At 69.6% G+C, this 25,136-nt stretch carries 22 protein-coding genes; 12 read left to right on the top strand and 10 right to left on the bottom strand.

All coding sequences use genetic code 11. The annotated features are described in order from the left end of the window. Positions 1-67: 67 nt before the first annotated feature. Positions 68-1,663 carry an Ig-like domain-containing protein gene (locus H149_RS0107665; protein ID WP_020649163.1) on the bottom strand — a complete coding sequence of 532 codons (1,596 nt, stop codon included), beginning with the start codon at positions 1,661-1,663 and terminating at the stop codon, positions 68-70. A gap of 224 nt (positions 1,664-1,887) precedes the next feature. Between H149_RS0107665 and H149_RS24205 the strand changes: the two genes are divergently transcribed. From H149_RS24205 to H149_RS0107650, 3 genes are all read left to right on the top strand, one after another. Next, entirely contained in the window at positions 1,888-3,387 is a 1,500-nt protein-coding gene (locus H149_RS24205; RefSeq protein ID WP_020649162.1) for an OmpA family protein, read from the top strand. A 160-nt stretch (positions 3,388-3,547) separates the two neighbouring features. Continuing rightward, complete coding sequence (locus tag H149_RS0107655) at positions 3,548-4,822, top strand: EAL domain-containing protein (protein WP_020649161.1); 1,275 nt, start codon at positions 3,548-3,550, stop codon at positions 4,820-4,822. A gap of 74 nt (positions 4,823-4,896) precedes the next feature. Further along, positions 4,897-5,415, top strand: coding sequence for a gamma carbonic anhydrase family protein (locus tag H149_RS0107650; RefSeq protein WP_039748445.1), 519 nt, complete (start codon positions 4,897-4,899; stop codon positions 5,413-5,415). 94 nt (positions 5,416-5,509) lie between these two features. Here H149_RS0107650 and aceB read toward each other — a convergent pair whose 3' ends face one another. Beyond that, positions 5,510-7,108: a malate synthase A gene (gene aceB / locus H149_RS0107645; RefSeq protein WP_020649159.1), complete on the bottom strand. Its 1,599-nt coding sequence runs from the start codon at positions 7,106-7,108 to the stop codon at positions 5,510-5,512. 118 nt (positions 7,109-7,226) lie between these two features. On the opposite strand from aceB, the gene H149_RS0107640 reads away from it, so the two are divergent. Beyond that, positions 7,227-8,147, top strand: coding sequence for a LysR family transcriptional regulator (locus tag H149_RS0107640; protein ID WP_026352971.1), 921 nt, complete (start codon positions 7,227-7,229; stop codon positions 8,145-8,147). 84 nt (positions 8,148-8,231) lie between these two features. On the opposite strand, the gene H149_RS0107635 is transcribed toward H149_RS0107640, so the two are convergent. Next, the gene (locus tag H149_RS0107635; protein ID WP_020649157.1) at positions 8,232-8,657 is read right to left on the bottom strand and encodes an organic hydroperoxide resistance protein; all 426 of its coding nucleotides are present in this window, start codon (positions 8,655-8,657) and stop codon (positions 8,232-8,234) included. A 66-nt stretch (positions 8,658-8,723) separates the two neighbouring features. After that, a complete protein-coding gene (locus tag H149_RS0107630) occupies positions 8,724-9,749 on the bottom strand; it encodes an alpha/beta hydrolase (protein ID WP_020649156.1) in 1,026 nt (341 codons plus the stop codon). Positions 9,750-9,953: 204 nt separating this feature from the next. On the opposite strand from H149_RS0107630, the gene H149_RS0107625 reads away from it, so the two are divergent. Then, on the top strand, positions 9,954-10,412 hold the full coding sequence (locus H149_RS0107625) for a MarR family winged helix-turn-helix transcriptional regulator (protein WP_020649155.1): 459 nt from the start codon (positions 9,954-9,956) through the stop codon (positions 10,410-10,412). Positions 10,413-10,485: 73 nt separating this feature from the next. On the opposite strand, the gene H149_RS0107620 is transcribed toward H149_RS0107625, so the two are convergent. After that, entirely contained in the window at positions 10,486-10,734 is a 249-nt protein-coding gene (locus H149_RS0107620) for a DUF1653 domain-containing protein (protein WP_020649154.1), read from the bottom strand. A 169-nt stretch (positions 10,735-10,903) separates the two neighbouring features. Here H149_RS0107620 and H149_RS0107615 point away from each other — a divergent pair, with 169 nt between their 5' ends. The 3 genes from H149_RS0107615 to H149_RS0107605 all read left to right on the top strand — a co-directional run bounded on the left by H149_RS0107615 (position 10,904) and on the right by H149_RS0107605 (position 15,012). Continuing rightward, positions 10,904-13,066 (top strand): PQQ-dependent dehydrogenase, methanol/ethanol family, encoded by a 2,163-nt coding sequence (locus H149_RS0107615; protein ID WP_020649153.1) that lies wholly within the window; start codon positions 10,904-10,906, stop codon positions 13,064-13,066. A 111-nt stretch (positions 13,067-13,177) separates the two neighbouring features. Next, a complete protein-coding gene (locus H149_RS0107610; RefSeq protein WP_051101815.1) occupies positions 13,178-14,590 on the top strand; it encodes an MFS transporter in 1,413 nt (470 codons plus the stop codon). Next, positions 14,587-15,012 carry a MarR family winged helix-turn-helix transcriptional regulator gene (locus H149_RS0107605; RefSeq protein WP_020649151.1) on the top strand — a complete coding sequence of 142 codons (426 nt, stop codon included), beginning with the start codon at positions 14,587-14,589 and terminating at the stop codon, positions 15,010-15,012. The genes H149_RS0107610 and H149_RS0107605 overlap by 4 nt, the downstream gene beginning before the upstream one ends. 116 nt (positions 15,013-15,128) lie before the next feature. On the opposite strand, the gene H149_RS0107600 is transcribed toward H149_RS0107605, so the two are convergent. Then, positions 15,129-16,199 carry a CE1 family esterase gene (locus H149_RS0107600; RefSeq protein WP_154654686.1) on the bottom strand — a complete coding sequence of 357 codons (1,071 nt, stop codon included), beginning with the start codon at positions 16,197-16,199 and terminating at the stop codon, positions 15,129-15,131. Positions 16,200-16,384: 185 nt separating this feature from the next. Here H149_RS0107600 and H149_RS0107595 point away from each other — a divergent pair, with 185 nt between their 5' ends. Next, positions 16,385-16,693 carry a GIY-YIG nuclease family protein gene (locus tag H149_RS0107595; RefSeq protein WP_020649149.1) on the top strand — a complete coding sequence of 103 codons (309 nt, stop codon included), beginning with the start codon at positions 16,385-16,387 and terminating at the stop codon, positions 16,691-16,693. On the opposite strand, the gene H149_RS0107590 is transcribed toward H149_RS0107595, so the two are convergent. After that, complete coding sequence (locus H149_RS0107590) at positions 16,602-17,636, bottom strand: tRNA dihydrouridine synthase (RefSeq protein WP_020649148.1); 1,035 nt, start codon at positions 17,634-17,636, stop codon at positions 16,602-16,604. The genes H149_RS0107595 and H149_RS0107590 overlap by 92 nt on opposite strands. A 157-nt stretch (positions 17,637-17,793) precedes the next feature. Here H149_RS0107590 and H149_RS0107585 point away from each other — a divergent pair, with 157 nt between their 5' ends. Continuing rightward, on the top strand, positions 17,794-18,915 hold the full coding sequence (locus H149_RS0107585) for a VIT1/CCC1 transporter family protein (RefSeq protein WP_020649147.1): 1,122 nt from the start codon (positions 17,794-17,796) through the stop codon (positions 18,913-18,915). 9 nt (positions 18,916-18,924) lie between these two features. On the opposite strand, the gene H149_RS0107580 is transcribed toward H149_RS0107585, so the two are convergent. After that, the gene (locus tag H149_RS0107580; RefSeq protein WP_020649146.1) at positions 18,925-20,736 is read right to left on the bottom strand and encodes an AMP-dependent synthetase/ligase; all 1,812 of its coding nucleotides are present in this window, start codon (positions 20,734-20,736) and stop codon (positions 18,925-18,927) included. A gap of 145 nt (positions 20,737-20,881) precedes the next feature. Next, positions 20,882-21,271 (bottom strand): hypothetical protein, encoded by a 390-nt coding sequence (locus tag H149_RS22650; RefSeq protein ID WP_083930870.1) that lies wholly within the window; start codon positions 21,269-21,271, stop codon positions 20,882-20,884. Positions 21,272-21,374: 103 nt separating this feature from the next. Here H149_RS22650 and H149_RS0107570 point away from each other — a divergent pair, with 103 nt between their 5' ends. Beyond that, complete coding sequence (locus tag H149_RS0107570) at positions 21,375-22,625, top strand: Hsp70 family protein (protein WP_020649144.1); 1,251 nt, start codon at positions 21,375-21,377, stop codon at positions 22,623-22,625. A gap of 110 nt (positions 22,626-22,735) precedes the next feature. Continuing rightward, complete coding sequence (locus H149_RS0107565; protein WP_020649143.1) at positions 22,736-23,455, top strand: TerC family protein; 720 nt, start codon at positions 22,736-22,738, stop codon at positions 23,453-23,455. On the opposite strand, the gene H149_RS0107560 is transcribed toward H149_RS0107565, so the two are convergent. After that, positions 23,446-25,098 (bottom strand): acyl-CoA synthetase, encoded by a 1,653-nt coding sequence (locus H149_RS0107560; RefSeq protein WP_020649142.1) that lies wholly within the window; start codon positions 25,096-25,098, stop codon positions 23,446-23,448. The genes H149_RS0107565 and H149_RS0107560 overlap by 10 nt on opposite strands. Between the last annotated feature and the right edge of the window lie 38 nt (positions 25,099-25,136).

Raw genomic sequence — 25,136 nt, 5'->3', positions numbered from 1 at the left:
CGGCCTTCCGCTGCAAACGAAAAGGGCGCCTTCCGGCGCCCTTTTCACATCCGCAGCTGACGCCGCCTTATTCCGGCAGACAGGCGTTCGACACCCGGATCGCCTTGCCGCTCAGGTTCACCTGCGCGACGCCGGCGTTGTTGCCGAGACGGAAGCGGCGGTATTCGACGTTGGCCGGCGGCACATAGGACACCTGCACCGTGTCGTAGCCCGGCACCAGATTCAGACCGAGCAGCGTCAGATCCAGCGCGTTGATATCGCCATTCGAAGCCGCAACACGACCGGTCAGCGAATCGTCACCGCCGGCATCCGAGTGCAGCGAGATATAGAGGATGTTGAACAGGCCGAGGTTCAGCACCGGGAAGGTGCCCTGATCGATCGCGATCAGGAAGCTGACTTCCTTCGGCGCCGGACCGGTGTTCAGCGCCGGCGCCGCGTCGTCCTTCAGGGCAACGTTGATCGCCGTCTCGCCGCCGAGCAGCGCCACATTATTGGTCAGCGTCGCGTAGTTGCTGTCGTCGGCATCGATCACGTTGCCGGCGCCGTTCGCCGAGCAGATCAGGCACAGCACCGGCACAAACCAGCCGCGAGCGACGAACTGATCGTCACGCGCCGGGTTCGTGCAGCTGGCGTCGACGACGCTCACGTCACGCGCCGCCGTCGCGCTGCCGCCGCCGGCCGGCGCGGTCTTCAGCGTGGCGCGAATCTTCAGCGTGCCCTTGGCCGTACCGCTGACATTGCCGCTGGCGTCGATGTCGGCCAGCGTGCTGTCGGCTGGCTCCTTGGTCCAGTTCAGCTTGTCGTCGGCGACGATGCCGGTCGTGCCATCCGTGTAGACGGCGATCGCCACCGCCTTCAGCGTCGCGCCCTGAGTCAGCTTCAGCGCCGTGGTCGGCGCCGGATCGGCGGCCGCCGGCACCGCATCGCTCTCCCACTGCACCTGCTTGAGACTGACGATCGCGGCACTGCTGACCGTCACCGCGAAACTGGCGGTGATCGGCGTCGAGCCGTCACGCTGCAGCACCGGCTCGCCGCCGAGCGTCTTGAGCGCCGCCGTTACCAGCACCGGCGCGGCGCTGACCTGCAGGGCCGAAGCCGTGGTCGTCGGACCTTCGGTCGGCGCCACGGCAACGCTCGCGTCGTTGCCGGAGGTCCACGGCACCAGATTGTCGGCGCTGGAGATCAGCCGCTCGGAACCATCCGAATAGACGCCGTAGGCATAGATCTGTACGGACTGGCCGACCGCGACCGACGCCTGCGTCGCGCCGGCGATCGTGCGCACCACCATGTTGCGGATCACTGCCGCGCCGACGTTCAGCTGGGCGCTGGCCTGATGGTCGCCGAGGCTGGCCGTGATGCCGGCGGTGCCGACCTGCGTGCCGGTCGCCACGCCGTTGGCGTTGATCGTCGCAACGCTGGGTTCGTTGCTCGCCCAGGTCACGGACGAGGTGATCTCGCGCGTCTCGGCGGTCTGTCCCGGGGGCGCCGAATAGAGCCCATAGGCGCGGAATTGCACGGTCTCGCCAAGGGCGACTGATCCCGTCGCCGGCTCGATCGAAATCGATTCGAGCTCCGCGGTGAAATCGGGACTCTTGATGCTGCCATCCCCGCAAGCCGCCAACGCGAGCGCGAACAGCGCGGCCAGTAAGCGAACTGCCTTCATTTCGAAACTCCCTCTTCCTACAACTTCCGTGTCCGGGCGGTGATCCCCCGGCCCGCCCCATGTTTACTGCATTCCTTTTCGCAATCATAATCGAGAACGGCTCACGAAAGAGAGCGTAGACAACGAAATCGCGGTGTGCGATTCGTCGCGATGGCGTCTTTTCAAATCGGGTAGAAGACGCGTGCAGGGATGCCGAGAGCGGTTCTAGGGATGGGAGACAACTAATGCGGAAGTTCGGATGGCTCATGCTGGCCGGCGCGCTGTGGTCGGGCGCTGCGGCGGCAGAGGTGGAGTACGACGGGCGCTGGTACGTATCGCCGTCCGTCGGCGTGATCTTCTCTGACAAGAACGACGTCGACGTCGGGCCGATGGGCTCGATTGCCGTCGGTCGCTCGATCGCGCCCTGGCTCGGCGTCGAAATCGAGGGCGGCTACAGCAAGCTCGACGTGTCCGACCTGTCGTCGAGCAACGACTACAGCCGCGCCGTGCTCGGCTTCAACGTCATGCAGTACCTGGCCGACGAGAAGGCGACGGTGCGTCCGTACCTGCTCGGCAACCTCAACGGCCACTACATCAATTTCCTCGATGAGAACATCGGCGGCGCCGGCGTCGGCGTCGGCCTCGGCACGTTCTTCAACCTGACGCAGAATCTCGACCTGCGCCTCGAGGGCCGTTACAACCTCGACTTCATCAGCGGCAAGGGCGCCGTCCAGGACGACACGTTCTACGTGTGGACCGCCGGCGTCGGCCTGCGCTGGAAGTTCGGCGCCGATCCGAACGACGACGACGGCGACGGCGTGCCCAACTCGCGCGACAAGTGCCCGGGCACGCCCAAGGGCGTGACCGTGTACTCGGACGGCTGCCCGACCGACCTCGACGGCGACGGCGTGCCGGATTATCTCGACAAGTGCCCGAACACGCCGAAGGGCGTGCAGGTCGGCGCCGACGGCTGCGAGCTCGACTCCGACGCCGACGGCGTGCCGGACGTCCGTGACCGCTGCCCGAACACGCCGAAGGGTGTGCAGGTCGACGTCAACGGCTGCCCGCTCGACTCCGACGGCGACGGCGTCCCGGACTACCTCGACAAGTGCCCGAACACGCCGCCCGGCACCAAGGTCAACGCCGACGGCTGCTCGTCGAACGACTCGGACGGCGACGGCATCCCGGACGACCTCGACCGCTGCGCGAACACGCCGAAGGGCGTCGCCGTCGGTCCGGATGGCTGCCCGCTCGATTCCGACGGCGACGGCATCCCCGACTACCTCGACGAGTGCCCGCACTCGCCGCCGGGTGCCAAGGTGCTGCCGAACGGCTGCGCGCTGGTCGGCGACTGCCGCAAGCCGCGTCCGGGCGAGCAAGTCGACGCCAACGGCTGCGCGATCGACAAGAACTTCGTCCTCAAGGGCGTGAAGTTCGAGTTCGACTCGGATCGTCTGACCGAGGAAGCCAAGCGCATCCTCGAGCAGGTGGCCACGACGCTGCAGGCCTACCCGAACGTCAACGTCGAGGTCGAAGGCCATACCGACAGCATCGGCTCGGATTCGTACAACCTCGGCCTGTCCGAGCGCCGTGCGATCGCGGTCAAGAAGTATCTGAGCGATCACGCCGTCATTGCCAAGCGCATGACGCCGGTGGGCTACGGCGAGACGCGCCCGATCGACTCGAACGAGACCGAGACCGGCCGCGAGAACAACCGCCGCGTCGAGCTCCACGTCGTCGAATAAGACGCGCTGCGAAGCACTTCGAAAGCCCCGCTCCGGCGGGGCTTTTCTTTTGTGCGCGGGCACGCCCGGGGGGGCGCCGTTCGGCCCCGACCAACGGCAGCGCCTTCAGGAAGCCCTCATGGCTGCCGCTAAGGGAACGTAAACCGTCGATGGCCCCGCCATGTCCAACTCCAACTTCGAACGGTTCTGCCGTCAGCTCAGCGAATGGAACGCCTTCCCCGGTGCCGTGCTGGTGCACGTCGACATCCGCCAGATGCGCAGCATCAACCAGTGGGCGGCGCCCGGCATCGGCGACGAGCTGATCGAGCGCACGCTGGCCGAGCTCGGCGACTGGGCCGGCTGTCACGGCCTGGCGAGCCGCCTGTGGAGCAACGAGTTCGTCGCCGCCAAGCCGATCGACCATGGCCAGACCGCGATCGACGAGAGCCACGCACTACGCGAGCGCCTTTGCGCGATCCGCTATCCATCGATCCTCGGCGAAAGCGCGCTGAGCGTGTCGATCGGCCTGGTCACTACCCAGATCAGCAAGCCGGACTGGCGCCAGCTGCTCATGCAGGCCAGCGATGCCTGCCAGGAGGCCAAGCGCCGCGGCCTGAACCAGATCGTCAGCGGCAATCGCGGCCTGGCCACGCCCGTCGCCGCATATCGTGATGCCGGCGCCGTCCTGAATTTCCGGCGCCTGCGACAGGAACAGCGCCTGACCCTGCTGCCGCAACCGATCATGGACATCCGCGGCGCCAAGCCGCGCCTCGCCAAGGCCGAGTTCCTGCTGCGCATGGAACAGCGCGGCGAGTTCCTGCCGCTGCCGGCGGGCACGATCGAGACGCTCGAATACTTCGGCCTGACGCCGGAACTCGACGCCTTCACCGCGCAGTCCGTGCTCGGCTGGATCGACCAGCATGCGGATCTGGTGCGTCGGCTCGACGGCCTGACCATGAACCTGTCGGCACGCTCGGTCGCCGACGCGCGCTTCATGCAGAAGCTGTTCGCCGACGTGCGCGCGCTGCATCCGCCGCCCGGCAAGCTCGGCTTCGAGATCACCGAGACCGCCGCGATCGAGCAGCTCGATGTCGCCGCCGACATCATCGCCGACTTCCGTGCGATCGGCTGCACCTTCAGCCTCGATGACTTCGGCTCCGGCCTGTGTTCGTTCGGCTACCTGCACCGCCTGCCGGTCAGCGAGGTGAAGATCGACGGCCGCTTCGTGCGCGACATCGTCGACGATCCGCTCGCCCAGGAGATCGTGCGCGCGATCCGCCAGGTCGCCCACGCCGCCGGCAAGAAGACCGTCGCCGAGTTCGTCGACGACCCGCGCAAGCTCGCGCTGCTGCGGCGCATCGGCGTCGACTACGCGCAAGGCTTTCTGTTCTATCCGGCAATCCCGTCCGAGCACCTCGCCGCGCTGCTGCGCGAGCCCGCCGTCGTCGAGTTCTGAAAGGTCAAGGCGGAGGGCAAACGCCGGCGGCTTCGCCGACAATGCGCGCCTGCCCTCTTTTGCTGGAGACCTGCATGCTTTACCGCCTCGGCGACCGCCATCCGCAGTTCGAGGGTCCGCACTGGATCGCGCCGAATGCCACCGTCATCGGCTCGGTGCACTGCGCCGCCAACGTCAGCATCTGGTTCAACGTGACGATCCGCGGCGATAACGACGAGGTTCGCATCGGCGAGAACAGCAACATCCAGGAAGGCTCGGTGCTGCATACCGATCCCGGACTGAAGCTCGTGGTCGGCGCCAACTGCACGATCGGCCACATGGTGATGCTGCACGGCTGCGAGATTGGCGACAACACGCTGATCGGCATCGGCGCCGTGGTCCTGAATCGCGCCAAGATCGGCCGCAACTGCATCGTCGGCGCGCAATCGCTGGTCACCGAGGGCAAGAGCTTTCCGGACAATTCACTGATCGTCGGCTCGCCGGCCAAGGTCGTGCGCACGCTGTCCGATCAGGAAGTGCAGATCCTCAAGATGCAGGCGCTGCACTACGTCGACAATGCCCGGCGCTTCGCCGAGCAACTGCAGCCGCTCTGAAGCCCCCGGCGCGATCAAGGCGCCGGCAACGAAAAAGGCCGCGCGGTGCTCCGCGCGGCCTTTTCATTCGGCAGGCTGATCGGCGCGTCGCGCCTTACGCCATCGCCTCGTACAGCGGCAGTGTCAGGAACTCCGGGAAGTTCTCCGACAGCGACATCTCCTCGAAGATCTTGGCGGCCTGATCGTAGGTCGCGGTGTCTTCGCCGCCGGCGGCAACGGTCGCCTTCACCTTGGCGAGCTCTTCCGGAATGATCGCGCGGACCATCGCCGCGTCGACCTTGCGGCCGTCGTCGAGCTTGCCCTTCGGGCTCACCACCCACTGCCAGATCTGCGAGCGGCTGATCTCGGCGGTAGCGGCGTCTTCCATCAGGTTGTGGATCGGCACGCACCCGTTGCCGGCGAGCCAGGCACCGAGGTAGTGGATACCAACGTTGATGTTGTTGCGCACGCCGGCCTCGGTGATCGGCTGCTCCGGCTGGAAGTTCAGCCAGTCCTTCGGGCCATAGGTATCGTCGCGCTGCTTGTCCCACTGGTTCGGGCGGTCGCCGAGCACCTTCTGGAATTCCTCCTGGGCCAGCGACACGAGGCCCGGGTGCGCGACCCAGCCGCCGTCGAAGCCGTCACGTGCATCGCGCGCCTTGTCGTTGCGGATGCCGGCCATCGCCTTGTCGTTGGCAGCCGGATCGTTCTTGATCGGAATCAGCGCGCTCATGCCGCCCATCGCCGGCGCACCGCGCTTGTGGCAGGCCTTGACCAGCGCCAGCGCGTAGGCGCGCATGAACGGCACTTCCATGGTGATGACGCTGCGCTGCGCGAGGCAGAAATCGCGGTTGCGCTTGAACTTCTTGATGCACGAGAAGATGTAGTCCCAGCGGCCGGCATTGAGGCCGGCGCTGTGGTCGCGCAGTTCATACAGGATCTCTTCCATCTCGAACGTGGCGAGAATGGTCTCGACCAGCACCGTCGCCTTGATCGTGCCCTTCGGCAGACCGATGTGCTCCTGCGCCATCACGAAGATGTCGTTCCACAGGCGTGCTTCGAGATGGCTCTCCATCTTCGGCAGGTAGTAGAACGGACCGGCGCCGCGCGCGATCTGCTCCTTGGCGTTGTGGAAGAACACCAGCGCGAAATCGAAGATGCCTCCGGACACGCGCGCGCCGTCGACCAGCACGTGCTTCTCGTCGAGATGCCAGCCGCGCGGACGGATCTGCAGCGTCGCGATCTTGTCGTTGAGCCGGTATTCCTTGCCCTTCTCGTTGGTGAAGCTGATCTGACGGCGGATCGCGTCGTACAGGTTCACCTGGCCCTGGATCTGGTTGAACCAGTTCGGGCTGTTCGAGTCCTCGAAGTCCGTCATGTACGAGTCGGCACCCGAGTTGAACGCATTGATGATCATCTTGCGTTCGACCGGGCCGGTGATTTCGACACGGCGGTTCTCCAGTGCCTTCGGCAGCGGCGCCACCTTCCAGTCGCCCTCGCGGACGTGCTTCGTTTCCGGCAGGAAGTCCGGCAGCTCGCCGGCGTCGATGCGCGCCTGGCGCTCGACGCGCTTCTTCAGCAGCTCCTGGCGGCGCGGTTCGAAGGCGCGATGCAGCTTGGCGACGAACTCCAGCGCCTCCGGCGTCAGGATCTCGTCGAAGCGCGCTTCGATCGGGGCATTGATCTGCATGCCGGCAGGCAGTTTGAGCGTCATGGGAAGGCTCCGGTGGGGTTTCGAATGCCGCGCATGATAGGCCTCCGCGCTGCGCGCTTGAATGCACTACACTGCAAATCATCTTTTACTTTATGTATGAAATAAGGCCGCCCTCACCGTGAACCCTTTACGTGAGATCGAGACCTTCGTGCAGGTGGCACAGCGCGGCAGCCTCTCAGCCGCCGCCCGCGCGCTCGATCTGACCCCGGCGATGATCGGCCGTCGCATCGATGCGCTCGAAGGGCGGCTCGGCGTGCGCCTGATGACGCGGACCACGCGCAGCCTGACGCTGACCGCGGAGGGCAGCGCCTTTCTCGAGGACTGCCAGCGCATCCTCGATGACCTCGCCACCGCCGAGGCCGCGGTCAGCCACGGCGGCCGCAGCGCCAGCGGCCATCTGCGCATCACCGCGCCGGCCGGCTTCGGCCGGCGCCATGTCGCGCCGGCGGTCGCCGACTTCCTCGACCAGCATCCGGAGCTAGCCGTCTCGCTCGACCTGTCCGATCGCATCGTCGATCTCGCCAACGAGAACATCGATTGCGCGATCCGCGTCGGCGAGCTGACCGATTCGCGTCTGGTGCGCGTGCGCCTCGCCGAGAACCGCCGTGTCGTGGTAGCGAGCCCCGCCTATCTGGCGCGGCGCGGCGAACCGCGCCATCCCGACGAGCTGGCCCAGCACGACGGCCTGAGTCTCGGCGAGACCGGCGGCCAGGCGCGCGGCTGGAGCTTCATCGTCGACGGCGAACTGCGCAGCGTCCGCCCGCGCGGCCGCTTCGACTGCAACGACGGTGCGGTGCTGCATGAGTGGGCGCTAGCCGGTCGCGGCCTCGCCTGGCGTTCGATGTGGGAGGTCGGCGACGACCTCGCACAGGGCCGTCTCGTCGAAGTGCTCGCCGACTACGCCGCACCCGCGAACGGCATCTACGCGCTGTTCCTCGAACGCCGCCACCTGCCGCTGCGGACGCGGCTGTTCGTCGAACATCTGAAGAAAACCTTCGGCGATCCGGGCTACTGGCAGGACACCGCGCCGCGGCCCTGAAGCGTCGTCAGAGCGAACGCCACACGGACGACAGAGACCCCGGCCCGCCTGCGCGGGACCGGGGCCTTTACGTCGGCAGTCGATTCAGACCACCGTCAGCCGCACATCGATGTTGCCGCGCGTCGCATTCGAGTACGGGCAGACCTGATGGGCCTTGGCGACCAGCGCCTCGGCATCGGCGCGGGCCAGGCCCGGCAGCGCCACCTGCAGCTCGATGTCGAGCCCGAAGCCGCCTTCCGAGCGCGGGCCGATGCCGACGATCGCCTTGACCGTGGTGTCGGCCGGCACCTTCGGGCCGCCCTGCGAGGCGACGAACTTCATGGCGCCGATGAAGCAGGCCGAGTAGCCGGCGGCGAACAGCTGCTCCGGGTTGTTGCCGGCGCCGCCGGCGCCGCCCAGCTCGCGGGGCGTCGTCAGCTTGATGTCGAGGCTGCCGTCCTCGACGACGCTGCGGCCGTCACGGCCGCCGGTGGCGGTGGCGCTGGTGCGATAAAGAACCTGGGTGCTCATGGGATCACTCCTGTTGGGATTGGATAAAAGTCGGGTTGAGGCATTCGAAAAGCGCGGGACGGCGGCTCAGCGGGCCAGCGCCCGGCGCAACGCGGCATTGGCCTGCTTGATCGCGGCGCGCGTCGCCGGCGTTGCGGCGAGGCCGTTGAGCATCACGAAATCGTGAATCGTGCCGAGATAGCGGACCTGCGTGACCGGGACGCCGGCGCGCGCCAGCTTGGCGGCATAGGCCTCGCCCTCGTCGCGCAGCACGTCGTTCTCGTCGGTGATGACGAGCGCCGGCGGCAGGCCCTTGAGCTGCTCCAACGAGGCCCGCAGCGGCGAGGCCGTCGGCTCGCGGCGCTTGGCGACGTCGGGCAGGTAGGCGTCCCAGAACCACGCCATCGCCGGCCGGGTCAGCCACGGACCATTGGCGAATTCGCGGTACGAGCCGTTGTCGAAATCGGCGTCGGTGACCGGATAGAACAGCAGCTGGAAATCGATCTGCGGACCGCCGCGCTGCTTGGCGAGCAAGGTGTTCGCCGCCGCCATGTTGCCGCCGACGCTGTCGCCGGCGACGGCCAGCCGCGAGGCGTCGACCTTAAGCTCGGCAGCGTGCTCGGCGACGTATTTCAGCGCCGCATAGCCCTGCTCCAGCGGCACCGGATACTGCGCTTCCGGCGAGCGGTCGTAGTCGACGAACACCACCGCCGCCTGCGCGCCGTTGGCGAGCTCGCGGATCAGACGATCGTGCGTATCGGTGCCGCCGAGCACCCAGCCGCCGCCATGGAAGTAGACGATGACCGGCAGCAGCTCGGTCTTGTTGCCCGCGGGGCGCACGATGCGCACGCGCACCTGGCCGGTCGGCCCGGTTTTCAGCACGCGGTCCTCGATCTCGGCCGGCAGCGTGGCAACCGCGCCGGCCTGGGCGCCGGACAGCACCTGCCGCGCCTCGGCTGGCGACAGGGTGTAGATCGGCTTGCCGCCCTGGGCGGCGACGGCATCGAGGAACGCCTGCGTGCCGGGTTCGACGGCAGCGGCGAAGCTGGTCGAGGCGGCGCCCAGCGCGGCGGCGACGGCAGCGATCCTGGCGGTTCTGGCGATGGGATTCATGACGTAAGGTCCTTCTGTCGGGGGTGGAGAGGCGACCCGTTTGGAGTCGACGGAATGAATATTACGAACAATTAAATTGCTTACAAAATATTTGTTCGAAATTAGAAAGTCAGCGCTTATGCGCTTTGATTGCGTACAATTGAATTGCGCCGCCAGGACTCCACAGAGCTGGCGTCAGAACCCTCTGGCCACGGAGAGCCCGTCATGCCGAACCGGAATGCCGACGACGACGCCCTGCTCGCGCTGTCGAATCAGCTGTGCTTCGCCGTCTATTCGACGGCCCTGGCCTTCAATGGCGTCTACAAGCCGCTGCTCGACGGACTGGGCCTCACCTACCCGCAGTACCTGGTGATGCTGGTGCTGTGGGAGCGCGACGATGTGCCGGTCAAGGACATCGGTCAGCTGCTGCACCTGGATTCCGGCACGCTGACGCCGCTGCTCAAGCGGCTCGAAAGCGCCGGTCTGGTTTCGCGCCAGCGCAGCGCCCGCGACGAGCGCCAGGTGCGGATCACGCTGACCGAGGCCGGCCGCGCGCTGCGCGAACGCGCCAAGGCGGTGCCGCAAGGCATCTTCGCCGCCTGCGGCCTGTCGGCACCGACGCTGCTGAAGCTCAAGGACGAGCTGATCGCGTTGCGCGATCGCCTCGACGCCACCGGCGGATAGCGGCGCGCCGGCCGGCGCCGACGTCGCCACGCCGGCAGGCGCGCGCGGCGACCGGCGCTCGGCCGCTCCGGGATCAGTCGGCCGGCTGTTCGTGGCCGACGTAGGCGAAGCGCGGCACCGGCGCCGCGCCCGGCGCGACGACCACCGTCTCGTTCCAGACCGACAAGCGGCGCGTGCTCATCGGCAGACCGTCGCGCGGATACAGGCGCGTGTAGACGACCACGGTTTCGTTGCTCTCGTCCTCACGCGCCAGACCCAGCGCGAGGTAGTAGCGGCCCTTGTAGTGACGGTAGACGCCGGGGCGGAAATCAGCGATCGACATGGGCGCGACGGACGGTGGATGAGGCCGGCCAGCATCGCAGATCGCACACACCGGCGTCCGCACGTGCATCCCTCGTCTGTCCGGATGACGGTCGCGCCGGCCCCGAGCCGCTAGAGTCCGCGCAAAGCCGGCCGCGGGGCGCGGGCCGGCCATCCACGGGAGGAGATCCATGAAGCAGTCGGGCATGGCGGCGCTGGGCCGCCGCGCACTCGCGGGCCTCGTTGCGGCCGTCAGCCTCGGCCTCGCTGCACAGGCGGCGGCGCAGATCGACAACGCGGCACTGTCGAACGAGACCGATGGCACCAACTGGGCCGCCAACGGCCGCACCTTCAGCGAGCAGCACTACAGCCCGCTCGAGCAGATCAATACGCAGAACGTCGGACGCCTCGGCCTGGCCTGGGCGCTGGATTTCGACGACGTCTGGAACCTGGCGACGATGCCGGTCGCGGTCGACGGCGTCGTCTACGTCGCCGCCGGCTATTCGGTGATCCACGCCATCGACGCGCGCAGCGGCCAGCTGCTGTGGAAGTACGACCCCAAGGTCGATGTGCAGAAGATGCGCATGGCCTGGGGCATCCGCGGCCTCACGTACTGGAACGGCAAGGTCTACGCCGGCGTGCAGGACGGCCGCCTGTTCGCGCTCGACGCGAAGACCGGCCGGCTGGTCTGGGAAACGCAGACCACCGAGCCCGGTGACAACCGCTACATCACCGGCGCGCCGCGCGTCTGGCAAGGCAGCGACGGCCGCGCGCGCGTGATCATCGGCCACGGCGGCGCCGACTTCGGCCACGTGCGCGGCTACGTGACGACCTACGACGCCGAGACCGGCGCGCCGATCTGGCGCTGGTGGATCGTGCCTGGCAATCCGGCCGACGGCTTCGAGAACAAGGCCATGGAAATGGCTGCGAAGACCTGGAGCGGCGAATGGTGGAAGTACGGCGGCGGCGGCACCGCGTGGAACGCGATGACCTACGACCCTAAGTACAACCGCGTCTACATCGGCACCGGCAACGGCGGCCCGTGGAACGCCAAGCTGCGCTCGCCGGGCGGCGGCGACAACCTGTTCCTGTGCTCGGTGGTCGCGCTCGACGCCGACACCGGCGAGTACGTCTGGCATTACCAGACCACGCCGGGAGAGACCTGGGACTTCAACTCGACGATGGACATCACGCTGGCGACGATTGCCATCGATGGCCAGCCGCGCGACGTCATCCTGCACGCGCCGAAGAACGGTTTCTTCTACGTCATCGATCGCGCGACCGGCAAGCTGATCTCCGCCGAGAAACTCGGCAAGGTCACCTGGGCGAAATACATCGACCTCAACACCGGCCGTCCGGTCGAAGTGCCGGGCGCGCGCTACGAGGACGGCGAGGCGCTGACCTGGCCGGGCTCCGCCGGCCTGCACAACTGGCCGCCGATGTCGTACAGCCCGAAGACCGGACTGGTCTACATCCCGGCGCACGAAATGGCCGGCTACTACAACGACGAGGGCCGCGATCCGAAGACCTGGACGATGACGCCGGACGACGTCATGGGCCTGCGCGGTTTCTTCGACGACGTGCCGAAGAACGCCGGCACCTCGTCGCTGATCGCCTGGAATCCGGCCGCGCAGAAGAAAGCCTGGGAGGAACCGGTACCCGGCGCCAACAATGGCGGCGTGATGGCGACCGCCGGCGGCCTCGTCTTCCAGGGCCAGGCAGACGGCCGGTTCGTCGCGCACGATGCGCAGACCGGCAAGATCGTCTGGAGCTTCGACATGGGCGTCGGCTCGATGGGCGCGCCGATCAGCTACGCGGTCGACGGCAAGCAGTACATCACCGTGCCGGCCGGCTGGGCCGGCGGACAGATGCTGCTCGGCTCGCTGTCCGCGCAGCACGGCTGGGTCGGCCGCCAGCATCCGCGGCGGCTGCTGACCTTCGTGCTCGACGGCCAGGCGGCGCTGCCGCCGACGGCGCCGCCGTCGCAGGTGACGCCGCTCGCCGCGCCCGAGTTCAAGCTCGACATGGCGCTCGCCGAGCAGGGCAAGCTGATCTACAACCGCTGCGTGATCTGCCACGGCGTCTCCGCCGTCGCCGGCGGCTACGCCCCGGACCTGCGCGCTTCGCAGATTCCGCTGTCGACGCCGGCGTTCACGGCGATCGTCCGCGACGGCGGCCTGCTCGCGCGCGGCATGCCCGCGTTCGGCGAACTGTCCGACGAGCAACTGCTCGCGCTGCAGCACTACATCCGCGAGCGCGCGCGCTACCAGCCGACGGCCTGGGAGAAGATCAAGACCGCCTGGCACTTCATCGTGCTGATGGTCAAGATGAAGCTGAAAGCCTGGGGCCTGTAGAACCCTCGCCGCACGCAGCGAAGAAGGGCCGCGCCAGCGGCCCTTCTTCGTTGGCGCGCAGCCGCGCGCCGTCCCCTTGACCTCATTTAGTTGCATTTATACAATTATTGCATGATTACAACTAATCATCCTTCGCCACCCGCGCGAAGCAAGCTCATCCTCGCCACCTGCTGCCTGAGTCTGCTGGTGGTATCGATGGACGTCACCATCGTCAATGTCGCGCTGCCGGCCATCCGGCGCGAGCTCGGCGCGTCTGTTGCCGATCTGCAGTGGGTGGTGGATGCGTACACGATCGTCCTCGCCAGCTTTCTGATGCTGGGCGGCGCGACGGCCGATCGGCTCGGACGGCGGCGGGTCTTCCGGTGGGGCATGGCGCTGTTCACTTTCGGCTCCGTGCTATGCAGCTTTGCCGACAGCACCACCGTCCTGGTGATGGCGCGCATCGTGCAGGCACTGGGCGGCTCGATGCTCAATCCGGTCGCGATGGCGATCGTCGTGCACACCTTCCCTGCGCCAGCCGATCGCGCGCGCGCCATCGGCATCTGGGGCGCGGTCGCCGGCATCGCGATGGCCCTGGGCCCGCTGGCCGGCGGCGTGCTCACGCAGGCCTTTGGCTGGCGATCGGTGTTCTGGATCAATCTGCCGATCGGCCTGCTCGCACTGTGGCTCACCTCGCGCTACATCCCCGAGTCGCGCGCGCCGACGCCGCGACGGCCCGACACGGTCGGCCAGATCCTGCTGCTGACCGGCCTCGCGGCACTGATCTACACGCTGATCGAAGCCCCGCGGGCCAACGGCGTCGAAGCCGGCGGCGCGGCGCTGCTCGCGGCGGCGGCCTTCATCGCCCTGCTGATCTACGAACCGCGCCGGCACGAGCCGCTGCTCGATCTGCGCTTCTTCAGGAGCCTGCCGTTCAGTACTGCCACGCTGATCGCGATCAGCATGTTCGCGGCGATGGGCGCATTCCTGTTCCTCGGCTCGATCTATCTGCAGGAAACGCGAGGCCTGTCGGCGCCGCTCGCGGGCCTGTGCCTACTGCCGATGGCGGTTGCGGTGATCGGCCTGTCGCCGCTGTCGGGCCGCATGGTCGCCGTGCGCGGCGCGCGACCCTCGCTGCTGATCAGCGGCGCCGCGCTGGTGCTCAGCACGTTGATGCTGACGCGACTCGCCGCCGACACGCCGCTGCCGATGGTGCTGGCCGCGTTCTTCGTTTTCGGCTGCGGCTTCGGCATGGTCAATGCGCCGATCACTTATGCCGCCGTGTCCGGTCTGCCACGTGCGCAGGCCGGCCTCGCCTCGGCCATCGCCAGCACCAGCCGGCAGATCGGCGTGTCGCTGGGCGTCGCGCTCGCCGGATCGCTGACCGGCGATCGCGTGGCCGATTTCGCGGCCGCGACGCACCGCGTGTGGTGGATACTAGCGGGCAGCGGCGCGCTCATCGTCGGCCTCGCCCTGCTCGCGACCGGCGCGCGCGGACGCGCCAGCGCCGAACGCGTTGCACACCTGCTGGAGGAGCCCAAGTGAAACCCGCACAGCGTGATGCCGAGCGCATCTGGCAGATTCTCGTCGCGCTGGTCATGGAGTCGCGCGGCGACTGGCGCCGCAAAGCCGCCGAAGCCACCGGCCTGCCGTTCAGTCGCGTGCGCGCCCTGCGGCGCTTGAAGGATCAGGATCGCAGCCTGCGCGATCTCGCCTGGGAGATGGGCACCGACGCGCCGGCCGCGACGGTGATCATCAACGATCTCGAGGAACGCGGACTCGTGGAGCGCCGCGCGCACCCGGAAGATCGCCGCTCCAAGCTCGTCTCCCTCACCGCCGAAGGGCGCAAGCGCGTTGCCGCACTGCGCAAGATCGCCGACGAGCCGCCGCCCAGCTTGGCCAGCCTGCCGGCAGAGGATCTCGCCCAGCTGCTGCGAATCCTGGAACGGGTCGGCGGAGCAGGCTAAGGCCTGCTCAAGACCGACCGAGCCCTCCCCGCCGCAGCACCGATCCGGCGCTGCGGCGGGACAGTCTCGTCGCTGCGCGCCTTGCGATGACGCGCTGAGTCCGCGCGGCGCCGCACTCAGCGGTGGTACAGGCTCGCGAAGTTCCAGATCTCCGTGGTCGCATCGACGTCGGTGCTGGTCGTGCCGATGATCGGCACCGGCAGGTACTGCCAGCCGCCCGGCCAGGCGTGGCCGCCGCCCTGGACGGTGTAGAGCCGGACCTCGCCGCCGCTGCCGCAGCCGGTGTTGCGCGCCAGACTGACGGTCGTGCCGTCCGCGGTCGAGTCCGGCAGCGCCGTCGTCAGCGTCGCCGAGGCGCTGCAGTTGAGACGGCCGAGCCAGAAGTTGAACGTGTCCGGCGCCGAACGCACGCCGAGGCGGCTGCCGTCGTACGGCACGATCGGGTCGGCGGTGCCGTCCATGAACATGATCGGCCGCGGCGTCGCCGGCGCACAGGCGTTCATCAGGCCGCCGCTGATGGTGCCGGAGATCAGCGCCGCGGCGGCGATCAGGTCGGAACGCTCGCAGGCGAAGCGCTCGGCCATGAACGCGCCGTTCGACAGACCGCTGACCGAAATGCGCGACGCGTCGACCTGGAAGATGTTGGTCATGACCGAAACGACATCGGACAGGAAGCCGACGTCGTCGATGCCGATCGAGTTGGCCGGATCGTCGTTCCAGGTGCCGTTCAGCGCCTCGGGCAGCACCACCCAGACGCCCTTGGCGGCGACCAGATCCGGCGCCTCGCTGAGATTGGACTGGTTCTCCGCGGTGCCGCCGTTGCCGTGCAGCATCATCAGCACCGGCGCGCCGGCGACCGGGTTCTGCGGGCGCACGACCAGCACGCGGCGCATCTGGCCGTCGTGCGTGAAGGTCATGTCGAAAGCCGAAGTGCCGCGCGTCAGCAGCAGGTAGCGTCCCTGGATGCGGACGATGGTATGCGCGACCAGGGGGCCGGCGTTCTGCGTGAGGTTGACCAGCACGTCGCCGATCGGGCTCGTGACCGTGCCGGAAATGTCAGCCAGCGTGCGCAGCAGCGTGCCGACCGTCGTCTTCAGCAGACCCGCCTGGACGGCAGAACTGCCGACCACCAGTGCCAGCGCCAGCGCAATACCGCTACCGCGTGCCACGAGTTTTCTCGCGTCCATGCCTGCTCTCCTGTCGTGATGGATCGTCCGTGACAGGCGAACGGGCGTTCGACGCCGCGGACGGATCAGCCTGCCCGCCGCGCGGGCGGCCGGGCAACGCCGGAAAATCCGATTCGCGCGTAGGAAAAACCTCCCCGCGACGATGCCAGGCGGCATACTGCGCGTCGCCCGCCCCGCCGCCACCCATGGCCGTCTCGCCCGAAACCGTCGCCTGGTTCCTGTACCTGCTCGAATGCGAGGACGGCAGCCTTTACGCGGGCATCAGCCCCGATCCGCAGCGCCGCCTGCAGCAGCACCTCGACGGCCGCGGCGCCCGTTACACGCGTGCGCACCGGCCACTGCGGCTGCTTGCACAGCAGGCGCATGCCTCAAGGGCGCAGGCGTCGAGCGCCGAGTACCGGCTCAAGCAGCTGCGTCGAGCGCAGAAGCTGGCGTGGGCGGCAGCGCATGCCGTTGCGCCGTCGACGCCGAGCGCTCCGGGCGATCCAGGCTGACGCCGAGCAGCGTGTCGAGCGCGCGGCAGTCCGCTTCGGCGCGCACGCGCTGCCACAGCGCATCGGCGGCCGGATAGCTGCGCGCCAGCCAGACCAGCCATTGCTTGAGCCGTCCGGCCGCGAAACGCGGCGGTGCGCGGCGGCGCAGCTGCCGCCAGAAATCCTGCAGCAGCGCCAGCACCTCGCTCCAGGCCATGGGCTGCGGCGCACGGCCGGCGCGCGCTTCGGCGATCTGCCGCGCCAGATCCGGCCGCGCGACCAGCCCGCGGCCGAGCATGAAGTGCTCGACACCGCTCGCCGCGCGGCAGCGCTGCCAGTCCTCGACCGACCAGATCTCGCCGTTGGCGTAGACGTCGATCGCCGCCGGCACGCACTCGCGCACGCGCGCGACCCATTCCCAGTGCGCCGGCGGCCGGTAACCGTCGACCTTGGTGCGCGCGTGCACGACGATCTGCGCGACGCCGCCGTCGACCAGTGCGCGCGCGCAGTCGAGCGCGGCGTCGGCGTTCTCATAACCAAGCCGCATCTTCGCCGTCACCGGAATCGCCGCCGGCACCGCGGCGCGCACGGCGCCGACGATGCGGCCCATGAGCTCCGGCTCCTTGAGCAGCACCGCGCCGCCGCGCGAGCGGTTGACGGTCTTGGCCGGGCAGCCGAAGTTGAGATCGATGACCGGCGCGCCGAGCGTGCACGCGAGCGCCGCGTTGTCGGCGAGGCAGCCGGGATCGGAGCCGAGCAGCTGCACGCGCATCGGCGTGCCGGCCGGCGTGCGCGCGCCGTGCGCGAGTTCCGGCGCATAGCGGCGGAACACCGAGGCCGGCAGGCGACGGTCGTTGACGCGGATGAATTCGCTGACGCACCAGTCGATGCCGCCGACGCGCGTCAGCACGTCGCGCAGCAGATCGTCGACGAAGCCTTCCATCGGTGCCAGCGCCAGCGGCATCGCCCGCCTCGCTCAGCGACGCCGGCTGCCAGCAGCGCGCAGGCGCACGCAGGGCTGCAGAACGGAAAGAGCGACGGAAAGCATCGGCATGCGACATTATGGCATCACCGCCTGCGGCCCTGGCCCGACGCCGCAGCCATCATCCGGGAGCACGAGCGTGAGCGAAAGCGAGGTCGAACGGTACCGGCGCAATCTTCAGGACGAACGCGACGGCGCGAGCCTGTACGCGGCGCTGGCCGCCGCCGAATCCGATCCGGTGCGCAAGGATCTGTTCACCCAGCTGTCGCAGGCCGAGGCCGAACACGCCCAGGTCTGGCACGCCAAGCTCGCCGCGCTCGGCATCCGTGACCCGGCCTACGCGCCGAGCCTGCGCACGCGCCTGCTGATGCGGCTGGCGCGCCGCTTCGGACCGCGCTTCGTGCTGCCGTCGATCGCCGCCGCCGAATTCGCCGACCGCGACAAGTACGCCGGTCAGGCCGACGCCGCGGCGCTGTCGAGCGAGGAGCGCGGCCACGCCGCCGTGGTCCAGGCCGCGGCTGCCGGTACCGGCGGCAAGGGCGTCGCCGGCAGCGAGATCGCGCGCGCCGAGCGCTGGCATCGCGGCGGCTCGGGCAACGATCTGCGCGCCGCCGTGCTCGGCGCCAACGACGGCCTCGTCTCGAACTTCTGCCTGGTGATGGGCGTCGCCGGCGCCGGCACCGGCGGCCGCGAGATCCTGCTGACCGGCCTCGCCGGGCTCGCCGCAGGCGCCTGCTCGATGGCGCTCGGCGAATGGCTGTCGGTCACCAACGCGCGCGAACTCGCCGAAACGCAGATCGCCCGCGAGCGCGAGGAGATCGAACAGACGCCGGAAGCCGAGCAGAAGGAACTGGCGCTGATCTTCCAGGCCAAGGGCATCGACCGCGCCGACGCCCAGCGCATCGCCGCCGAGCTGATGCGCGACAAGGACGTCGCGCTCGACACGCTGGCACGCGAGGAACTCGGCATCGATCCGGCCGAGCGCGGCGGCAGTCCGTGGCGCGCGGCGATCACCTCGTTCGCGCTGTTCGCGGCCGGCGCGATCTGCCCGGTGCTGCCGTTCCTGTGGAGCGGCGGCACGACGGCGATCGGCATCAGCATCGCGCTCAGCGCCGTCGCGCTCGCCGGCATCGGCTTCGTCACCTCGCTGTTCAGCGGCCGCACGCCGCTGTACTCGGCGCTGCGCCAGGTGCTGATCGGCTGCGCGGCGGCGGCCGTGACCTACGGCGCCGGCATGCTGTTCGGCGTGTCGGTGAGCTGAGGCGCGCGCTCAGCCGGCGCGGTAGACCTCGGCGACCGCGTCGGCGAGCCGCGCTTCGAGCGCGTTGCGCTTGAGCTTGAGCGTCGGCGTCATCAGGCCGTTTTCGATCGTCCACTTGTCGAGCGTCAGGCGCACCTGGCGCGGCATCGCGTAGCGCGGGAACGATGCCGTCGCCGCGTGAATGCGCTGCAGCGCCGCGTCGCGCGCCGCCTTCGACGCCAGCCCGCTCGCGTCGGCCGGCACGCCGAGCTGGGCGGCGAGCGCCTGCCAGCGGCCCGGCTCGAGCACCACGAACGCAGCGATGAACGGTCGGTTGTCGCCGATCACGAAGGCCTGCTCGAACAGCGGGTCGGCGATGATCGCCGTCTCCAGATCGCCGGGCGCGATCTTCTCGCCGGTCGAGGTGACGATGATTTCCTTGATGCGGCCGATGATGCGCACGCGGCCGTCCTCGAGCGCCGCCTGATCGCCGGTGCGCAGCCAGCCGCCGTCGAGCAGCGTGCGCTGCGTGTCCTCCGGCCGCTTCCAGTAGCCGCGCATCACGTTCGGCCCGCGCACCTGCAGCTCGTCGCGTTCGCCGAGGCGGACCTCGACGCCGGCGAGCGGCCGACCGACCGTGCCCGGCCGGTAGTCGTCGACGGTGTTCGCGGCGACCACCGGACTGCTCTCGGTCATGCCGTAGCCCTGGCGCAGCGGCACGCCCATGCCGACGAAGCAGCGCTCGACGGCCGGCGCCAGCGGCGCGCCGCCGCTGACGGCGATGCGCACGCGGCCGCCGAGCACGGCGCGCAGCTTGCGTGCGACCAGACGGTCGAGCAGCGGCCACAGCGCGGCGTCGAGCATGCGCTGCGCGATGCCGGCGGTGTTCGGCGCGTGGCGGCGCCAGCCGATCGCCTCGGCGCGCGCGAACAGCCAGCGCGCCAGCGCGCTCGAACGCGCCTGCGCGTCCTGCACCGCGGCGTAGAGACGCTCGTAGATGCGCGGCACGGCGACGACGATCGTCGGCCGCACGGTCCTCAGATCCTCGGCGATTTTGGCGATCGAACGCACGTAGACCACTTCGGCGCCGGCCGCGACCGCGAGGTAGTAGCCGATCGTGCGCTCGAAGGTGTGCGACAGCGGCAGGATCGACAGGAACACGTCGCCGGCCTCGACACGGAAATGCGCCATCACCGCCTCGACGTTCGCCACGACGTTGCGGTGCGTCAGCATCACGCCCTTCGGCCGGCCGGTGGTGCCGGAGGTGTAGACGATCGCCGCCAGATCGTCGGGCTGCGCCGGCGCCGGCGGCAGCGGCAGCGCGGCGGCCGCCGCCAGCCACTCGGCGGCGCGCGCGACCGGCACCGTGGCGCCGTCCGGCACGGTCTCATCGGCGCCGGCCAGCACGACTTGGCGCAGCTGCGGCGTCGCCCCGCCGGCGGCGGCGATCGCCGCCCATTGCGCGGCGCCGGCGACGATCAGCACCGACGCATCGCTGTCGCCGAGGATGTAGGCGATGCTCGCCGGGTTGTCGATCGCGTGCATCGGCACCGGCACGTAGCCGCAGGCCAGGCAGGCCTGATCGACGGCGACCGCGTCGAGGCCGTTCGGCAGCAGGATCGCGACGCGTGCGCCCGCCGCCAGCTGCAGGCCGCCGAGCGCGCGGCGCCAGGCGTCAACGCGCGCCGCCATCGTCGACCAGCTCAGCGCCTGCCACTGCCCGCGCGCAGCGTCGAACTGCCGATAGGCCGGCGTGTCCGGCGTCGCCGCGACGCGCGCCGCGAACAGGGCGGACAGCGTGCCGGCGCTGACGGCCGGCGCGGAGAGGCTTGCATCGTTCATGCGGACTCCAGGGAAAGGGCGAGCGGCCGGGGCGGCATCGCGCACGGCGCGGCGCCGAGCAAGCGGCGATCCGCCGCGGCGCCGGGCTCGCCGCCCGTGTGGCGTCGCGCGATCTGGCGGACCATACGGACGTTCCGGCGCGCGCTCAGCCAGCGGCCTTGCGGGCCGCGCGCCGCTCGCGCGTCAGGTGCACGGCGAGCGCGATCAGCACGCCGGCCAGCGCCGAACCGAACAGGCCGAGTACCGCCGACAGCGTCAGCATGCCCATGTTGCGCAGCGAGCGCGCCGCCGCCAGCACTCGCTCGCGCAGCGCCGCCGACTCGTCGACCCGCGCCGGCGGTGCCGGCGGCTGCGCAGCCTCGCGCTCGCTCATCAGACGGGGAAACACCGGTTGCGGCGCCGGGGCCGGAGCCGGCTCCTGTGCCAAAGCGGGTTCGGTCGCCGGCGCGGCGGGGGCCGCGGGCGGCGGATCGGCGCACCAGGCAGCGGACGACAGCAACAGCCCCAGCGACAGGAACAGCGTACGGATCGGCATGCGCCATTATGCCTCGCGGCCCGGCCCCCTTGTGCCGGCCGCGCCAGCCAGTAGACTCGCGCCCCCATTTTCGCCGCCGCGCCCCGCGCGCCTTCTTTTGCCCATGCGCGCCTACACCGCGATCGACTTCGGCACTTCCAACTCCGCCGTCTGCGTCGGCAGCGGTCCGCACGGCCAGCTGGTCGCGCTCGAACAGGGCCGCGAGACGATGCCGACCGCGGTGTTCTACAACGCCGACGAGCGCCGCGCCGCGTTCGGCCGCCAGGCGATCCACGAGTACCAGGCCGGCTACGCCGGCCGCCTGATGCGCTCGCTGAAGAGCCTGCTCGGCAGCGAGCTGATCGACGAAACGACGCAGATCAACGGCAAGGCGGTCGCCTACCGCGAGATCATCGCCGGCTTCCTGCGCCACCTGCGCGAAGCCGCGCAGGCCGAGAGCGCGGCGGCGCCGGAGCGGCTGGTGCTCGGCCGCCCGGTGCACTTCGTCGACGACAACGCCGAACGCGACCGCCTCGCCGAAAGCACGCTCGCCGCGATCGCGCGCGAGGCCGGCTTCGGCGAGGTGCACTTCCAGTACGAACCGATCGCCGCGGCGATGGACTACGAACGCGCCCTTGATCGCGAGGCGCTGGTGCTGGTCGCCGACATCGGCGGCGGCACCTCGGACTTCTCGCTGGTCCGCCTCGGCCCGACGCGCGCGCAGCGCGACGAGCGCAGCGCCGACGTGCTCGCCAGCGGCGGCGTGCACATCGCCGGCACCGACTTCGACCAGCAGCTGAGTCTCGCCAGCGTGATGCCGGTGCTCGGCCTCGGCCACGTCGCCGCCAGCGGCAAGCCGGTGCCCTCGCACGTCTATTTCGAACTGGCGACCTGGCACCGCATCAACTTCCTCTACACGCCGCGCGCCTTGTCGGAAGCGCAGACGCTGCGCCCCTTCTTCGCCGACGCCGCGCTGCACGAGCGCCTGATGCGCGTCCTGCGCGAGCGCGAGGGCCATCGCCTCGCCGGCCTCGTCGAGGACGCCAAGGTCGAGGTCGCCGACGGCGGCCGCACGACGATCGATCTCGGCTTCATCGCCGCAGCGCTGACGGCGCCGGTCGACGCCGCGTGCCTCGGCGACGCGATCGCCGCCGGCGTCGCGCGCATCGTCGACGCCGGCCTGCAGACCGCGCGCCGCGCCGGCGTCGCGCCGGCGGCGGTCGACGCGATCTACTTCACCGGCGGCTCGACCGGCGTGCGCGCACTGCGCGAGGCGATCGCCGCGGCCTTCCCGTCGAGCGCGCTGGTCAACGGCGACAAGTTCGCGAGCGTCGCGCGCGGCCTCGGCGTCTACGCCGGGCGGCTGTTCGCCTGAGAACGCCGGGCTGAGAACCGCGGACCGAGAACACCGGGCGCCGCGGCGCTCCCGTACAATCCGCCGACATTTCCACACGCGGTCACGCCGCCCGGCGCGCCGCGAGCGCCATGCACGACATCGTCCTCGACAGCGAACTGCTGGTCACGATCCTGCAGATCATCGCCATCGACGTCCTGCTCGGCGGCGACAACGCCGTCGTCATCGCGCTGGCCTGCCGCAAGCTGCCGCCCGAGCTGCGCAACCGCGGCATCTTCTGGGGCGTGTTCGGCGCGATCGGCCTGCGCACGCTGCTGGTGTTCTTCGCGCTCGAACTGCTGGCGCTGCCGTTCCTGCGCATCGCCGGCGCGCTGCTGCTGCTGTGGATCGGCGTCAAGCTGCTGCGCCCGCAGGACGAAGACCACGCCGAGGTGCCGGCGAGCACGCATCTGCTCGGCGCGATCCGCACCATCATCGTCGCCGACGCGGTGATGAGCCTCGACAACGTGGTCGCGATCGCCGGCGCCGCCGACGGTCACATCGCGCTGGTCGCCGCCGGCATCCTGATCAGCGTGCCGATCATCGTCTGGGGCAGCAAGCTGGTGCTGCGCCTGATGGACCGCTTCCCGGTCGTCATCACGCTCGGCGCCGCGCTGCTCGGCTGGATCGCCGGCGAGATGTGGCTCGGCGACCGCGCGCTGGCGACGCACGCCGCCGCGCTGCCGGCGTGGACGCACTACGTGTCGTCGCCGGCCGGGGCGCTGCTGGTGGTCGCGATCGGCCGCTGGCTGGCCCGCCGCGACGCCCGCGTGCAGGGGGCGGCGGCGGCGCGGCGCGACGCTCAGGACTGAGGCTTGCTGGCGAGGTCGATCGCCTGCTGCGAGCCGGCCAGCTTGCGCAGCTCGAACTTCTGGATCTTGCCGGTCGAGGTCTTCGGCAGCTCGCCGAAGCGCACCGCGCGCGGCAGCTTGTAGCCGGCCAGCCACTCGCGGCAGTGCGCGATCAGCGCCTCGGCAGTGACTTCAGCACCGGGCTTGAGCTCGACGAACGCGCACGGCGCCTCGCCCCACTTCGGGTCCGGCATCGCCACCACGGCGACCGCCGACACCGCCGGATGGCGGTACAGCGCGTCCTCGACCTCGATGCTGGAGATGTTCTCGCCGCCGGAGATGATGATGTCCTTGCTGCGGTCGCGGATCTGCACGTAGCCGTCCGGCGCCATCACGCCGAGGTCGCCGGTATGGAACCAGCCGCCGCGGAACGCTTCCTCGGTCGCGCGCGGGTTCTTCAGGTAGCCCTTCATGCAGATGTTGCCGCGGAACACGATCTCGCCCATCGTGCGGCCGTCGGCCGGCACCGGCTGCAGGGTGGTCGGGTCGAGCACGCTGACTTCGCGCTGCAGGTGGTAACGCACGCCCTGGCGGGCGTTGAGACGCGCGCGTTCCTCGCCGTCGAGCGCCTGCCACTGCTCCTGCTGCGCGCAGACCGCGGCCGGTCCGTAGACCTCGGTGAGGCCGTAGACGTGCGTCAGCTCGAAGCCCATCGCCGCCATCTGCGCGATCACCGACGGCGACGGCGGCGCGCCGGCGACCATCGTGCGCACCGTGTGCGTGATGCCCTCGCGCCATTCGGCCGGGGCGTTGGCGAGCGCGCTCTGCACGATCGGCGCGCCGCAGTAATGCGTGACGCGCTCGTCGCGGATCAGCTCGAAGACTTTCCTGGCGTCGAACTTGCGCAGGCAGACGTTGACGCCGGCGCGCGCCGCGACCGTCCACGGAAAGCACCAGCCGTTGCAGTGGAACATCGGCAGCGTCCACAGGTAGACCGGGTGCTTGCCCATGTCCCACTCGAGCACGTTGCTGACCGCGTTCAGCGCCGCGCCGCGATGATGGTAGACGACGCCCTTCGGGTCGCCGGTGGTGCCCGAGGTGTAGTTCAGCGCGATCGCGTCCCACTCGTCGGCCGGCAGCTGCCAGGCGAACGCCGGATCGCCGCCGGCGAGGAAATCTTCGTACTGCGTCCATTCCGGCACCGGCGCGGCGCCGGATTCGGCGTCGTGCACGGCGATGATCTGCAGGCCGCGCAGCTCGCCGAGCATGCGCCGCACCTGCGGCGCGAATTCGGTGTCGACGATCAGCGCGCGCGCCTCGCCGTGGCTCAGCATGAAGCGCAGGCTGGCCTCGTCGAGGCGCGTATTGAGGGTGTTGAGCACGGCGCCGGCCATCGGCACGCCGAAATGCGCCTCGACCATCGGCGGCGTGTTCGGCAGCAGCACGGCGACAGTCTCGCCGCGGGCGATGCCGGCCTTCTGCAGCGCGCTCGCCAGACGCCGCGCGCGGACGTAGGTCTCGGCCCAGCTGCGCCGCTCGGCGCCGTAGACGACGGCCGTGCGTTCGCCGTAGACGGCGGCGGCGCGGGCGATGAAATCGATCGGCGTCAGCGCCGCATAGTTGGCTTCGCTGCGCGCGAGCCCCTGTTCGTAGGCAGTGGTCATCTGCGTCTCTCTCCCCGGCCGCGGCCGGCGCTTTGGCA

It is taken from the genome of Solimonas variicoloris DSM 15731, from assembly GCF_000382285.1.
GTDB lineage: Bacteria > Pseudomonadota > Gammaproteobacteria > Nevskiales > Nevskiaceae > Solimonas > Solimonas variicoloris.
The sequence above is the reverse complement of the archived record's forward strand: the minus strand, read 5'-3'. Positions and strand labels throughout refer to the sequence as shown.